The organism is Streptantibioticus silvisoli, from assembly GCF_027947535.2.
GTDB classification, from domain to species: Bacteria; Actinomycetota; Actinomycetes; order Streptomycetales; family Streptomycetaceae; genus Streptantibioticus_C; species Streptantibioticus_C silvisoli.
The window spans coordinates 1-14,775 of sequence record NZ_JAAGKO020000037.1 but is presented as its reverse complement, the minus strand read 5'-3'; the positions used below and the strand labels follow the sequence as shown (position 1 = coordinate 14,775).

Here is a 14,775-nt window from a genome sequence, read left to right as displayed (position 1 = left end):
AGCGGTGGCGGGAAAGCAGCCATGACGGCGCGTCGGGCGACGTTCCCGGGACCGTCAGGTGGGGGTGCCGGGCGGTACCCGCAGGGCGAGCAGGGCGGTGTCGTCGCTGGCCCAGCCCTGGCTGTAGCCGGCCAGCACGTCGCCGAGGCGATCGATGACGCCGGCCGCCGTCAGGCCGTGGCAGCCGGACAGGGCGGCGGCCAGCCCCTCGGCGCCGAACTGCGGACGGTCGGCGGAGCCGTCGGTGCGCGGCGCGCGGGCCTCGGTGGCGCCGTCGGTGTACAGCAGCAGCGTGTCGCCCGCCCCGAGCCGGAACCGCGTGTCGGCGAGGAGTATGTCGGGGAAGACCCCGAGCAGGCTGCCGCGCAGGCCGACCTCCTGGACGCGGCCGTCGGCCCGGCGGATCAGCGCCGGCGGATGTCCGGCCGTGCACAGGCGGCCCGCTATGCCGGTCGGCGTGGTCCGGAAGGTGGCGTAGGCGGCCGTCACGAACCGCTCGCCCTGGCGCTGGTCCAGCAGGGCCGCGTTCAGGTGGTGCAGGACGGCGGCGGGCGACAGGTGCTGGTTGGCCTCGGCCCGCAGGGTGTAGCGGGCCAGCGCGGTGACCTTCGCCGCCTCGGTGCCCTTGCCGCACACGTCACCCATCACCGTGCTCCACCACGGGCCCTTGGTGCGGAACAGGTCGTAGAAGTCGCCGACCACCGTGGTGCCGCCGGCGGCCGGCAGGTAGGAGGCGGCCGCCTCCAGGCCGGGGACCGGCCGCAGCGCCGGCGGCAGCAGGCTGTCCTGGAGGCTGCGGGCCAGGTCGGTGGAGGTGCGCAGCGCCCGCCGGGTGGCCTCCAGGGACTCGCGCAGGTTGATCTCGTTGCTGACCGCGCGGGCCAGCGTGCTGAGGGTGGCCAGCTCGGCGGGGCTCCAGACGCGGGGGTTCTCGTCGATCACGCACATGCTGCCCAGCACCTCGCCGCCCTGGGCGATGATCGGGTAACCGGCCCACGCGCCGATCTTCATCGGGACGACCGCCGGATGGTCGCGGGTCCGCGGATCGGCCGCCGCGTCCTCCACCACGAACGGCTCGCCCTCCAGGCCGACCAGGTAATAGCAGAAGCTGTCCTCCACCGGGCACTGCCGCTCGGCCACCGTCGCGACGTCGACGCCGACGCACGACATCCAGAAGGAGCGCCGGTCGTCGACGAGGGTGATGAAGGCCCGCCCGCACCCCGTCACGCTGGCGGCCAGCTCCCCCAGGTCGTCGAACGCCTGTTCGGGATCGCTGTCCAGCAGCCCTGTGGCCCGGACGGCGGCCAGCCGCCGCGAATCCCACAGCGCCGCCGGCAGCCCGTCGCTCCCTGCTCCGCCGGGGAATTCCACTGCCGTCATCGCCGTACCCGCCTGTACTCGCGACCCGCCGTGCCGGCGGATCGACGTCCGGCGCCGGGGGTGCGCCGGGGCGCCGTAAATGTGGGCGCACGCAAACAGTAACGCGCGAACCCGGCCCGGTCTTCCCTGGCGGCGGACCGCTCGGGCCCGCCGGGGGACGCCGGAGTGGGGACGGTGGGAGCGGGACGCCGGAGCACGGACGGCCGGGGAGCGGGGACGCCGGAGCGGGCAGCGTCGGAGCGGGGGCGGTCGGTGCCGGGCGACGCCGGAGTGGGGCTTGTCGGAGCGAGTACGTCAGAGGGGGGAGTAGACGGTGAGCTTCAGGGCCGGGTGGTCGTTGGCCTGGAAGGTGGCGTAGCTGAAACGCAGGACGCCCCGGTCGGGGTGGTACAGCGTCTTGCGGCCGTTGCCGTTGTCGGCGATCCGGTGCTGCGCCCACCAGGCGGCGAATTCCGGGGACTCCCGGCACAGCCGGGCCGACAGTTCGGTGAAGGCCGGGTCCGGCATCGACAGGTCGTGCGCGGCCCGGAACCGGGCCAGCGCGCGGTGGGCCTCCTCGGCCCAGCCCGGGCCGAACCGCTGGCGGGCCCGGGGATCGAGGAACAGGTGGACGAGGATGTTGCGGTCCTGCTCGGGCAGCCGGTCGAAGTCGATGAGCAGCTCGGCCGCCGCCTCGTTCCAGACCAGGACGTCCCACCGCCGGCCGGTGACGTAGGCCGGCCGGTCCAGCGTCGTGACCAGGTGCCGGACGGCCTCCGGCACGCTCTCCGGGACGAACGGCCGGGGCCGGGCACCGTGCGCCAGGGTCCGCAGGTGCGCCAGCTCGGTGCTGTCCAGGCGCAGCGCGCGGGCCAGCGAGTCGATGGTGGCGGGCGACGGACTGACGGCCCGACCCTGTTCGAGCCGGACGTACCAGTCGACGCCGATGCCCGCGAGTTCGGCCACCTCTTCGCGCCGCAGCCCCGGCGTGCGCCGCCGCCGCCGGTCGGGCACCCCGGCCGCCTGCGGGGTCAGCTGCTCCCGGCGCGAGCGGAGGAAGGCGCCGAGTGCGTCCTGGGCCGGTTCCGGCATGGTCACCTGCTTCGTGAAGGCGGAGCCGATCCGGGAGGGTGGAACGGTCTCGTACTGCTGTGCGGGGACCGCTGTGCGGGGCGGACCGGGGCGATTCTCCCGCGTCCAGGAGGGTGGTACCGCGCGATCCCAGGACGGCGGCGGTCCTGCACACCGTCCGCGTACCCGTTCCATGATGAGGAAACGCCACGCCGAACGGCGTTCCCGGAAGGAGCGAGTCACGATGCGAGCCGCAGTCCTGAAAGAGTTCGGATCCCCGCTGAGCCTGGAGACGGTCCCCGATCCCGTCATCGGCACCGGCGAGGTCGTCGTCGACGTCGCCGCGACCGGGGTGCTGCCCTACACCGCCGAGGTCTTCAGCGGCGAACGCCGATACCCGCTCACCCTGCCGGTGACACCGGGGCTCGGCGCGGTCGGCCGGGTGCGCGCCACCGGCCCCGACGCGACCGCGCTGCGGGTCGGCGAATGGGTCCTGTGCGACCCGACGATCCGCTCGCGGGACGGTGTGCCGACCCCCGACATCACCCTCCAGGGCTGGAGCGCCCGCGGCGACGGCGGCCTGATGCTCCAGCGGTACTTCGGCCAGGGCTCCTTCGCGGAGCAGCTGCTGGTGCCCACCGAGAACGTCTTCCCCCTCGGCGACATCGACCCCGCCGACGCCGGGGCCTGGTGCGCCGCCCACGTCCTGCTCGTGCCGTACGGCGGCCTGCTGGCCGCCGGGCTGGGGGCCGGCGACACCGTCCTGATCAGCGGGGCCACCGGGAACTTCGGCGGCGCCGGCGTCGCGGTCGCGCTGGCCATGGGCGCCGGCTGCGTCGTCGCGCCGGGCCGCAACGAGGCAGCCCTTGAGGACCTGGAGCGCCGCTTCGGGTCACGGGTGCGCACGGTGCGGCTGTCGGGGGACGAGGACGAGGACCGGGAGCGGATGCGGCGGGCGGCACCCGGCCCGATCGACGTGGTGCTCGACATGCTGCCGCCCTCGGCGAGCACGGCCCCGGTACGGGCGGCGGCGATGACGGTCCGCGACTCCGGCACGGTCGTGCTGATGGGCGGCGTCGGCATGCTGGGCGGCGACGACCTGGCACTGCCCTATCCGTGGATCATGCGGAACAACATCACGATCCGCGGCCAGTGGATGTGCCCCCGCGAGGCCAACGCCGGGCTGATCAAGCTGGTGCGGTCCGGCCTGCTGGACCTCGGCGGCTTCGACGTCACCGCCTTCGGCCTGGCCGACGTCGAGGCGGCCGTCGCCCACGCCGCGGCCCACGGCGGCCGCTTCAGCCTGACGGTCCTCCAGCCCTGAGCGGGGGGACCCCGAGCGGGGGGGAACGGTCGCCGGGCGGCGGTTCCCGGGGCGCCGCCCACCCCGGCCGCCTCCGCCCCTGGCCGCCCCGCCCCGGATCAGGGCCTCGTCGCCTCCTCCAGCAGTTCGAGGACGTGCCGGTACTCGTGGCCGGTGGCCCGGGTCATGCCCAGCTCGCAGGTGCGGTTGACGGAGGCGTAGGCGGCGTAGTTCCGCTTGTTGACCTCGGCGGACTCCGCCTTCGTGGCCGACGCGGTCAGCTCCGGACGCAGCAGGCCGCGGTCGCCGGCGAAGGCGCAGCAGCTCCAGTCCACCGGTTCGTGGACCTGCGGGGAGACGGCGCGGGCGATGGCGCGGGCCTGGTCGTTGACGCCGAGCCGGGTCGAGGAGCAGGTCAGGTGGAGGGCCACCGAGTCGACGGGGTGGCGGACGGTGAGCCGGTCCAGCAGGTGCTCGTGCGCGAAGGCGACCGCGTCGGCGAACCGCAGCGCGGCGAACTCCTCGCCCGCCTGCGCCCGCATGGTCTCCAGGCCCTCGGTGCAGCTGGCCGCGTCGCAGACCACCGGCAGCCGGCCGCCGTCGCTGGCCGCCAGCAGCGCGGGCAGCACCACGCCGGCCATGTGCTCGTAGCCCGGCGTGTGGCCCTTGGACTTCCACGGCGTGCCACAGCAGAGGCCGCCGATGCCCTCGGGGACGGACAGCCGTACCCCGGCGCGGTCGCACAGGGTGCGCAGCGCGTGCGAGGCGCCCTCGCCGCCGGGCGCCGGGCCGAACATCGTGCCGATGCAGGCCGGGAAGTGCACCGCGACGGCGTCCGGTACGGCCACCGGGCGGCGGGTCGCGCCGCCGCGCGGCAGCCCCGCGCCGTACAGCGGGAGGGTGTCGGCGCCGGCCAGCGCGCGGCCGGCCCGGGTCACCGCGGTGGTCAGCGGCGCCGGCAGCAGCCGGGCGGCGGTCAGCGCGGCCCCGGCGCCGCGGGTGACCGGGTCCCAGTGCTTCGACAGCGCGGTCCACACCGCCTGTTCCGCGGTGCCCGCCGCGTTCTGCGCCCGCAGCCGCCGGACCAGGTCGCCGGTGTTGATGCCGACCGGGCAGGCCGGCTGGCACATGCCGTCGACCGCGCAGGTGTCGACGCCCTCGTACGCGTAGTCCGCCGCCAGCTCCGCCAGCCGCCCGGTGTCGCCGGCCTCCTGCGCGCCGCGCATCTCCCGGCGTACGACGATGCGCTGGCGCGGGGTGAGGGTCAGGTCCTTCGACGGGCAGGCGGGCTCGCAGTAACCGCACTCGACGCAGCGGTCGACCTCCTCCTCGACCGCGGGGGTGGTCTTGAGGTCGGCGAGGTAGGAGTCCGGGTCGTCGCTGAGCAGCACACCGGGGTTGAGCAGCCCGTGCGGGTCGCACAGCCGCTTGATCTCCCGCATGACGCCGTGCAGCTCGGCGCCGTACTGGTGGCGGACGAACGGCGCCATGATGCGCCCGGTGCCGTGCTCCGCCTTGAGCGTGCCGCCGTGCCGCAGGACCAGCTCGACCATGTCCTCGGTGAAGGCGCGGTAGCGGTCCAGGCAGGCGGGGTCGTCGAACCGCTCGTTGAGCATGAAGTGGATGTTGCCGTCCTTCGCGTGGCCGAAGATGACGGTGTCCTGGTAGCCGTGCCGCTCGAACAGCGCGGTCAGCTCCTCGCAGGTCTCCAGCAGCGCCGGCACCGGCACCGCCACGTCCTCCAGCAGCGCGGTCGTGCCGGACGGGCGGGCGCCGGCCACCGCCGTGTACAGCCCCTTGCGTACGTGCCACAGGCCGGCCCGGGTCGCCGGGTCGGCGCTGAGGACCGGCGGGCCGTCCGGGCACAGCGGCCCGAGCAGCTTCTCGCAGGCGGCCACCCGCGCGTCCAGGGCTTCCTGGTCGGCGCCGTGGAACTCGATCAGCAGCGCGGCGTGCTCGCGCACGTCCAGCGCGGCCAGTACGGCCGGCGGGTCGTCCAGCGCCCGGGCCACCCGCAGCGACGTGGCGTCCATCAGCTCCACGGTCGCGGGGCCCAGCGCCACCAGGTCGGGCAGCACGGCGGTCGCGGCCCGCAGGTCCGGCAGCACGGCCAGGCCGGTGGCCGCGTACGGCAGGATCTCCACGGTGCGGAACGTCGCCTCGGCGACGAAGCCGAGCGTGCCCTCGCTGCCGACCATCAGGTGGGCGAGGATGTCGACCGGGCGGTCGAAGTCCAGCAGCGCGTTGACGCCGTAGCCCATGGTGTTCTTCATGGCGAACAGCCGCCGCACGGTCGCCACCGACTCCGCGTCGCCGCGCACCCGGTCCCGCAGCCCGGCCAGCCCCTGCCACAGCACCGGTTCGTCGGCCCGCAGCCGCGCGTCGGCGTCCTCGCAGCCGGTGTCGACGATCGTGCCGGACGGCAGGACGAACACCGCCGACTCCAGCGTGCGGTACGTGTTGCGTTCGGTGCCGCAGGCCATCCCGCTGGAGTTGTTGGCCACCACCCCGCCGATCGTGCAGGCGATCTCGCTGGCCGGGTCCGGGCCGAGTTTGCGCCGGTGCCGGGCCAGGTGCGCGTTGACCTGCCGGACGGTCGCGCCGGGCTGGGTGCGCACCCGCCGGCCGTCGTCCAGCACGGTGACCCGGCGGAAGTGCCGCCGGGTGTCGACCAGCAGGCCGCCCGTGACGCCCTGGCCGCTCAGGCTCGTGCCGCCCGACCGGAACGTCAGCGGCAGCCGCCGCTCCCGGCCGTACCGGAACAGCTGCGACACGCCGGCCGCGTCCTTCGGCCGCGCGACGGCCTCCGGGACGCGCAGGTAGTGGCTGGCGTCGTGCGCCGCCGCGACCCTGTCGATCAGCCGCACCGTCGTCAGCGGCTCCGCCGCGCCGGAGGTCCTTGCTGCCATCGGTTCGACTCCCTGCCGCGGTGATCCGCTTCGCCGGCCATCATCCCCCGGGGCCATCATGCCCCGCGCCGAGCCGGGCGCTCCGCCGGGTTCCCCCGAACCGGCGCGCGGGGCTTCTGCGGGTGGGGGTGGTCGGGGGTCGTCGTCCTGCGCGTCGGGTGTGTTCCGGGGGCGGGGCCGGGCGGGGTGGGGCCGGAGGTGGGCGCTGTCGCATATGCGTGGACCCCGTGTCCTGCGGTGAGGATCTTCAGGGGAGGCGGGGTCCGTAAATATGTCGGCCCACCGGGACCCGCCTCGGACCTTCAGCCCGCGGCGCCCAGTGCCGCGTACGCCCCGTGGCGCCGCGACAGCTCCTCGTGCGTGCCGACCTCCGCGATGCGGCCGTCCTGGAGGACCACGATGCGGTCGGCCTTGCGGACCGTGGAGAGCCGGTGGGCGACGACGAAGACCGTGCGGTCGCGCACGAGGCGTTCCAGCGCCTGCTGGACCAGCGACTCGGAGTGCGAGTCGAGCGCGGAGGTGGCCTCGTCGAGGACGAGCAGGCGCGGGTCGCGGATCAACGCGCGGGCGATGGCCAGGCGTTGGCGCTGGCCGCCGGACAGCCGCGCGCCGCGTTCGCCGACGACGGTGTCGACGCCGGCCGGCAGGCGGTCGATGAACTCCATCGCGTTGGCGTCGGTCAGCGCGCGGCGCACCTGCTCCTCGGAGGCGCCGGGCATGCCGTAGGCGACGTTGTCGCTGATGGTCCCCTCGAACAGGATGGAGTCCTGCGGCACGACGGACAGGAAGCGCCGGTAGGTGCGCAGGTCCAGGTCCTCCATGTCGACGCCGTCCAGCAGGATGCGCCCGCCGGTCGGCCGCAGGAAGCCGATGACCAGGTTGAGCATGGTCGACTTGCCGGCGCCGGACGGGCCGACCAGGGCGATGGTCTCCCCGGGGCGCACCGAGAGCGTGAAGTCGCGCACCGAGGGCCGGTCGGCGCCGTCGTAGCCGTAGCTGACGGACTCGAAGTCCAGCCGGCCGCCCACCGAGGACACCGCCCGCTTGCCGGCGTTCTGCTCCAGGTCCGGCGCCTGGAGCACCTCGCCGACCGAACGCACCGACTCCAGGCCCTTGCTGAGCACCGGAGCGAGGCTCACCAAGGTGGTGACCGCGCCGGTCAGCGAGGAGAAGTACGTGCTGAGCATGACGACGTCACCGGGGCTGACGCCCAGCCAGCCGTAGTACGCGGCCAGGCCGGCCGTCACCAGGCAGCCGACGCCCAGCGCGTTGAGCACGATCCACGCCAGCGAGCCGAAGCGGCCGTTGATCCGGTCCAGGCGCAGGCCGGCCGACAGCACCTGGTCGAGCGTGCCGTCGACGCGGCGCAGCGCGGTCGACTCCAGGCCGTGGGCGCGGGTGATCGGGATCAGGGCCGTCATCTCGATCACCCGGGAGGACAGCCGTTCGACCTCGTGGCGGAACGACTCGTTCTGCGACCGCAGCCGGCCGCGCAGCCGCATCACCAGCAGCGAGGCGACCGGCACCACGACGACGAACACCGGCAGGAACGCCGGAGCCTGGAGCGCGGTCACCAGCAGTGCCCCGAACAGCGTGGATATCGCGGCAAGACCCATGTCGCCGGTCTGCTGGATGGCCTGCTCCACCGCTTCGACGTCCCGGATGACCTTGGCCTGCAGGACGCCGGAACTCACTTTGGAGTGGTAGCCGATGGACAGCTGCTGCATCCGCCGGCACAGCGCGGACCGCAGGCGTACCCCGGTGCGGCGGGCGCTGCCGTACCAGCCGCGCATGTACAGCAGGTGGAACGGATAGTTGAGCACCAGCAGGACGAGCAGCAGCCCGCCGCCGTACCACATGCCGGTGGCCGAGCGGTGCTTGACGATGATGTCGATGACGTAGGCGGTGATCGGCGGGATCATCCAGGTCGGCGAGTGCTTGATGAGGAAGGCGCCGGCCGAGCCGAGCAGCACCGCCCGGTCCTGGCGGAAGAGGTACGCGAGGGTGCGGACGGGGCGCTCGCCCTGATACCGGTGGTCGAGCGGTTCCTGTGATGACGCCATGCCGGACTCCCGGGGGCAGCTCGGTACGCGGGGACGGGACGGCGCCGGCCCGTCCGGGATCGTCCGGATCCTAAGGCCGCGCCCCGCCCGCCGCCGAGCGATTTCCGCGCTGCCGCAAGCCCCGCCATCACCGCACGCCGGAGCCGCCCCCCGCCGTCGCGGATGCCGCCCGGCTGCGGTCAACGGCCCGGCTGCGGGGTCGCTCCCGGGTCTACGGCTCCCGCGTCAACCGCCCACCGCAAGCCCCGCCTCCGTCAACCACCCACCGCGGCAACCCCGTTCACGCGTTCACGCCGCCCCCGTCCGTGCCGTGGAACGCCTCGACCGCCTCCTGGACGCGCAGTGCGGCGGCGAAGTCGGCCAGGTCGCCGAAGGGTTCACCGCGTACCGCGCGGGCGAAGGAGGTCAGGCGGCTGCCCTCGCCGCGCTCCGGGAGGCCGCCGGGGTCCACCGGGGTCCACGCGCCGCCGTCCGAGACGAACAGGTCGCGCCAGTCGCGCAGCAGGTACGAGCGCCGGGTGCCCCACAGCACCCACTCGTAGGTCTCGGGCCCCGCGACGCCGGCCCGGCCGGTGACGTGCACCGGCACCTCGCCGGCGTACAGCAGGCCGTGCGCGTCGCTCTCGCTGGCGGCCGGGTCGCCGGGGAAGCGCAGGCCGGTGCGGACCGGCCGCAGCGGGCCGGCCAGCCGGTCGGTGAGGTAGGCGAAGTGCGAGAAGACCTCGCGGACGAAGCCGCCCTCGGCCCGTTCGCCGACCCAGACGGCGGTGGCCTGGAAGGGGCGCGGCCACAGCGGGAACGTCAGCCTGATGTCGACGCCGCGCACCTCGCCGGCCTCGCCCGCCGCCAGCGCGCGTTCGACGTGCAGGGTCGCCGGGGTGTCCGCCAGCGGGAAGTTGACGGCGTTGGCGAGCCCGGTGGCGGTGGCCGCGTCGAGCATCAGGCGCCCGTCGGCCGGGCTGACGGCCAGCGGCTTCTCGCAGAAGACCGCCTTGCCGGACCGCAGGGCGTCCACCGCGAGCCGCGCGTGCGAGGCGGGCGGCGTGGCGATGTAGACCGCGTCGAGTTCGCCGGAGGCGACCAGTTCGGCGGGGGTGGTGAACGTGAGGTCCGGGTGGCTCGCCCGGGTCCGCTCCACCGCGCCGGCGCCGAGGTCCGCGGCCAGCGGCACGACGTAATCGGGATGGCTGAGCGCGCAGTCGAGGGTCCTGGACCCCATGACACCCAGACCGATGACACCCAGCCGGACCCGCCGGCGCCGCTCCTCAGACATACCGCACAGCATGCGGGCGGCCGGCGGACCGGTCAAACCCCGTTCGCGGGACGGCGCGGAACGGCACCCGGCCGCACACGGTGACGGCCTGCTGGCCGCCCGGCACACGGCATACGGCACCGGACGGCACACGACACCCGCCCGCATCGGCAACGGCCTGCCGGTCCGCCCGGCGCACGGACCGCTCCCGCCGGCCGGGGCGGGCCGCTCTGCGCCGGAGGCCCGCCGGGCCGCCTTCCCCGCCGGCCCGGATCGCGTGCTCACCACCGGCCCGGATCGCGCTCCCCACCGGCCCGGACCGCATACCGACCCCGCCCGGATCGCGCGCACCCCGCCCGCCCGCAGCCCCCGGAACGTATCGTGGCCGCGACGCCGAGGGTGTCGGGCGGGCCGTGCGCGAGTGACCGGTCGGGGGCCGGCCGGGCCGGCCCGGCCCCCGTCGTCCGCCCCTTCGTCCGGCGCGACGCCACCGGGGGTGTCCGCACCGGCGCCGTCGGGGGCCGGTGCGGACACCGCGGTGCGTCGCGCGTGCCGATCAGGAAGGAACACCTCCCCGTGCGTCATCAACTCCTCCGCTCCGGCTGGAGCCTGGCCCATCTGTCGGGACCGTCCGAGACTCCGCAGGAGGTGACCGGCCGCACGGTGGACGCCACCGTGCCCGGCTGCGTCCACACCGACCTGATGGCCGCCGGTCTGCTGGCCGACCCGCACCTCGACGCCAACGAGACCGGCACCCGGTGGATCGGCTGGAGCGACTGGCGGTACGCCACCGCGTTCGACGCCGCCGCCCCGGCCGACGGTGAGCAGGTCGACCTGGTCTGCCGCGGCCTGGACACCGTGGCGCGCGTCGAGCTGAACGGCACCGAACTGGGCCGCACCGAGAACCAGCACCGTTCGTACCGCTTCCCGGTCGGACACCTGCTGGGCACCGGGCGCGGTGAGCTGGCCGTGGAGTTCACCGCGCCGGAGCGGCTGGCCGCCGACCGGGTCGAGGCGGCCGGCGGGCAGTGGCCGAACCCGTACGGCCGTCCCTACGCCGCGCTGCGCAAGATGGCCTGCAACTTCGGCTGGGACTGGGGTCCGGACCTGCCCACCGCCGGCATCTGGCAGGACATCGGGCTGCACTACTGGCGTACCGCCCGGCTCGACACGGTCCGCCCGCTGGTGCGCCGCGCCGGCGACCGCCGCTGGACCGTCACCGTGCACGTCGAACTGGCCAGGGCCGGCGGGGCCGTGCCGGTGGAGGTCACCGCCGAGGTGGCCGGCGTCCGTGCCGCCGTCACCACCGGCGGCACGTCCGCCACCGTCGAGGTCGCCGTTGACGACCCGGCCGTGTGGTGGCCGCGCGGTCACGGCGACCAGCCGCTGCACGAGCTGACCGTCACCGTCGCGCACGACGGCGCCGAACTCGACGGCTGGCGGCGCCGGATCGGCTTCCGCGAGGTCGGCCTCGACACCGGTGCCGATGAGGCCGGTTCGAAGTTCGTGATCCGCGTCAACGGCCGGGACGTCTTCGCCCGCGGCGTCAACTGGATCCCCGACGACACCTTCGTCACCCGCCTCGACCGCGACCGGCTGCGCGCCTCGCTGACCGGTGCCACCGGGGCCAACGCCAACCTCGTGCGGGTGTGGGGCGGCGGGCTGTACGAGTCGGAGGACTTCTACGACCTGTGCGACGAACTCGGCCTGCTGGTCTGGCAGGACTTCCTGTTCGCCTGCTCCGCCTACCCGGAGGAGGAGTTCCTCGCCGCCGAGTTCGAGGCCGAGGCCCGGGAGAACATCGTCCGCCTCATGCCGCACCCCAGCCTTGTGCTGTGGAACGGCAACAACGAGAACATCTGGGGCTGGTTCGACTGGGGCTGGCAGCAGGAGCTCGACGGCCGCGGCTGGGGCCTGACGTACTACCTCGACCTGCTGCCCCGGCTGCTGGCCGAACTCGACCCGACCCGCCCGTACTGGGCCGCCAGCCCCTGGTCGGGCGGCATGGACCGGCACCCCAACGACGACCGGTACGGCGTCAGCCACGTGTGGGACGTGTGGAACCAGCGGGACTACCTGGACTACCGCGAGCACACCCCGCGGTTCGCCGCCGAGTTCGGCTACCAGGGCCCGCCCGCCTGGTCCACCGTCCGCCGCAGCGTCAGCGACCGGGAACTCACCGTGGAATCGGCGGCGTTCCAGCACCACCAGAAGGCCGCCGACGGCCACGCCAAGCTCCAGCGGGGCCTGGCCGCCCACTTCGGCGTGCCGGCCGACTTCGACGACTGGCACTTCCTCACCCAGGTCAACCAGGCGCGCGCCGTGCGCACCGGCGTCGAGCACTTCCGCTCGCTCCAGCCGCACTGCATGGGCACCATCTGGTGGCAGCTCAACGACTGCTGGCCCGGCGCCTCGTGGGCGGTGATCGACGGCGACGGCCACCGCAAGCCCGCCTGGTACGCGCTGCGCGCCGCCTACCGCCCGCGGCTGGCCACCTTCCAGCCGGTCGACGGCGGCCTGGAACTCGTCGTGGTCAACGACACCGACGAGCCGTGGCGCGGCCGGATCGAGCTGGCCCGCCACGCCTTCGACGGCGAGCGGCTGGCCGGGTCGTCCACCGGTTTCGACTGCCCGGCGCGCGGCACGGTCCGGATCGCGGTGGACGCCGAGGTCGGCACCGCCCGGCACCCGAGCTGCGAACTCGTGCGGGCCTGCGGTGCCGCCGACACCGAGTGGTATTTCCGCACCGACCGCGAACTGGCTTACCCCCGGGCCGAGTTCACCGCCACCGCCGAACGCCTGGGCGACGGCTGGCGGGTCGAGGTGGTGGCCGGCACCCTGCTGCGCGACCTGTGGCTCTTCCCCGACCGGCTGCACGCCTCCGCCGCCGCCGAGGGCACGGTGTCCACCCTGCTGCCGGGCGAGAGGGCGGCGTTCACCGTCACCGCCGGCGCCGACCTGGACCCGGCCGCGCTGACCGCCCGCCCGGTGCTGCGCTGCGTCAACGACATCGCGCTCGGCGAACTCGACCCCGGCACCGCGTTCCTGGACGCGGACGCGCCGCAGCCGTCCTGAACCGCCGGTGGGCGGGTGGCGGCGCCGCGGCGTCCCCACCCGCCCACCGGGCCGCCCCCGTAGCCGGCCGCCGGTGCCGGCGGACGCGCGCTCCGGGGCCGGCGCACCGGTCAGCCCCCGGCGTTCAGCGCGTCCAGCGCGCTCTGCTGGCGGGCGGCGTCGGTGGAGTCCAGCGGCCCGGCGAAGTCCAGACCGTACTGGTCGAGCGCGTCGCGGTCGTTGGCGTGGGCCGTGCTCGCCTGCCGTTGCAGGTAGGCGGTGTACGGGTGCGAGGACTCCAACGAGTTGAGCTTGGACAGGCCGCGCAGGTCGGCGCCCTTGAACGACGGCCCGTCCGCACCGCAGTTGCCCGGCTCGCACGGGTCGGTCAGTATCCCGGCGGACGAGTTGAGCGCGGAGGAGGTGGTGTTGGCGTCGGCCACCTGCTCCGCCGCGGTCAGCACCGACGCGTCGTTCGTCGCGCGGTACAGCTCGGTCAGGCCGCCCACCAGCACGCCCTGGTTGTAGGACCACTCCGTCGCGCCGTTGTTCTTGCACGTCGAGCCGTTCACACCGTCGTTGACCAGGTGCGAGCTGTTGACCATCCCGGTGCCCTGGAACCAGCTCCAGTCCGCCTGCGCCCGTTGCAGGTAGGTCGTGTCACCGGAGATCCGGTTGTGCAGCTCCGCGCTCAGCTCGATGTACAGGGAGTTCTCGATGGCGTTCTTGCCGGTCTTCGCCGTGCTCCACCACACCCCGCCGCCGCAGGTGCTGTCCCAGTACGACGCCATGTAGTCGTCGTCGGTGCGCGCGGTGTTGAGGTAGTCGGTGTCACCGGTCAGGTCGTAGGCCGCCAGCCAGGTCAGACCCCACCAGCCGGTGTCGTCCAGGTAGTCGTTGCGGAACTGCCCGTCGCCGGAGTTCACCTGGAGGCTGTACGTGCGGGCGATCGCGTAGGAGTAACTGCTCATGCCGGTCACGGAGATGTCGTCGATGACCGAGTTGAGGGCGTTGGCGGAGTTCCACCAGCCGGTGGTGTCGAACAGCCCGGTGCCGTAGTCGTAGAACTCCATCTCGGCCGTCGCGGCGGCGGTCCGGTCGTTCCCGGCGTTCCACGTGGTGCGCGCCCACGCTGTGCAGGCGATGTCGCTCCGGTCACTGGCCTTGCCGCAGGCCCGCAGCGCGCCGATGCCGTGGTTCGCCCAGTCGTCGTTGTTGTACATCAGCGTGCGCCAGCCGGTCTGGCCGGTCGGGATCGTGGTGTCGCCCAGCTTGCTGCCCGAGCTCCACGTGCGGCCGCCGTCGAACGACCGGTCCACCCACACCTCGTCGGCCGGGCTGCCGTTGGTGATCGACGCCCAGCCCATCGCGTCCGTGTCGTCCAGGTGCAGGGTGATCGCACGGGAGAACAGCGTGACGCTCACCGGGGAGCGGTCGGCCGCGGCCAGCGCGGGGTCGCGCCCGTCGCAGTACGTGTTGCACACCGCCGTCGCCGGCCGCACGGCCGACGGCTGCGCCGCCCCGGCCGATGAGATGGACAACGTTGTCAAAACGATGGCGGCCAGTACTGCCGCCAGTGCGCGCAAAGGTCTCATTCCGGACTCCCAGGGCCAGGCGGCCGCCGGTGCGGTCCGCGCGGGGAAAAAGGGGGGGAGAACGTGCTGCCGCGACGGTAGGGCCCGGGAGGGGGGCCGTCAACGGGGCGTACGAACTAGGGGGTTGGCGGGATTGGTGAGGCGGGTGAGGGAGGCGGCGGAGGGGTGG

At 74.2% G+C, this 14,775-nt stretch carries 8 protein-coding genes; 2 read left to right on the top strand and 6 right to left on the bottom strand.

Going from position 1 to position 14,775, the window contains the following annotated elements; all coding sequences use genetic code 11:
* Window positions 1–54 precede the first annotated feature (54 nt).
* A complete protein-coding gene (locus POF43_RS22680) occupies window positions 55–1,380 on the bottom strand; it encodes a PP2C family protein-serine/threonine phosphatase (protein ID WP_271323975.1) in 1,326 nt (441 codons plus the stop codon).
* 294 nt (window positions 1,381–1,674) lie between these two features.
* On the bottom strand, window positions 1,675–2,451 hold the full coding sequence (locus tag POF43_RS22675) for a helix-turn-helix transcriptional regulator (RefSeq protein WP_271323976.1): 777 nt from the start codon (window positions 2,449–2,451) through the stop codon (window positions 1,675–1,677).
* A 223-nt stretch (window positions 2,452–2,674) separates the two neighbouring features.
* Here POF43_RS22675 and POF43_RS22670 point away from each other — a divergent pair, with 223 nt between their 5' ends.
* Window positions 2,675–3,754: an alcohol dehydrogenase catalytic domain-containing protein gene (locus POF43_RS22670; RefSeq protein ID WP_271323978.1), complete on the top strand. Its 1,080-nt coding sequence runs from the start codon at window positions 2,675–2,677 to the stop codon at window positions 3,752–3,754.
* 98 nt (window positions 3,755–3,852) lie between these two features.
* Here the strand turns inward: POF43_RS22670 and POF43_RS22665 are convergent, their stop codons facing one another.
* From POF43_RS22665 to POF43_RS22655, 3 genes are all read right to left on the bottom strand, one after another.
* Window positions 3,853–6,642 carry an FAD-binding and (Fe-S)-binding domain-containing protein gene (locus POF43_RS22665; protein ID WP_271325549.1) on the bottom strand — a complete coding sequence of 930 codons (2,790 nt, stop codon included), beginning with the start codon at window positions 6,640–6,642 and terminating at the stop codon, window positions 3,853–3,855.
* Between the two features lie 302 nt (window positions 6,643–6,944).
* Window positions 6,945–8,705, bottom strand: a complete 1,761-nt coding sequence (locus tag POF43_RS22660) for an ABC transporter ATP-binding protein (protein ID WP_271324203.1) — start codon at window positions 8,703–8,705, stop codon at window positions 6,945–6,947.
* Window positions 8,706–8,985: 280 nt separating this feature from the next.
* On the bottom strand, window positions 8,986–9,978 hold the full coding sequence (locus POF43_RS22655) for a Gfo/Idh/MocA family protein (RefSeq protein WP_271324202.1): 993 nt from the start codon (window positions 9,976–9,978) through the stop codon (window positions 8,986–8,988).
* 555 nt (window positions 9,979–10,533) lie between these two features.
* On the opposite strand from POF43_RS22655, the gene POF43_RS22650 reads away from it, so the two are divergent.
* Window positions 10,534–13,032, top strand: a complete 2,499-nt coding sequence (locus POF43_RS22650; RefSeq protein WP_271325204.1) for a glycoside hydrolase family 2 protein — start codon at window positions 10,534–10,536, stop codon at window positions 13,030–13,032.
* A 110-nt stretch (window positions 13,033–13,142) separates the two neighbouring features.
* Here the strand turns inward: POF43_RS22650 and POF43_RS22645 are convergent, their stop codons facing one another.
* Window positions 13,143–14,606, bottom strand: coding sequence for a glycoside hydrolase family 76 protein (locus tag POF43_RS22645; protein ID WP_271316253.1), 1,464 nt, complete (start codon window positions 14,604–14,606; stop codon window positions 13,143–13,145).
* Window positions 14,607–14,775 lie beyond the last annotated feature (169 nt).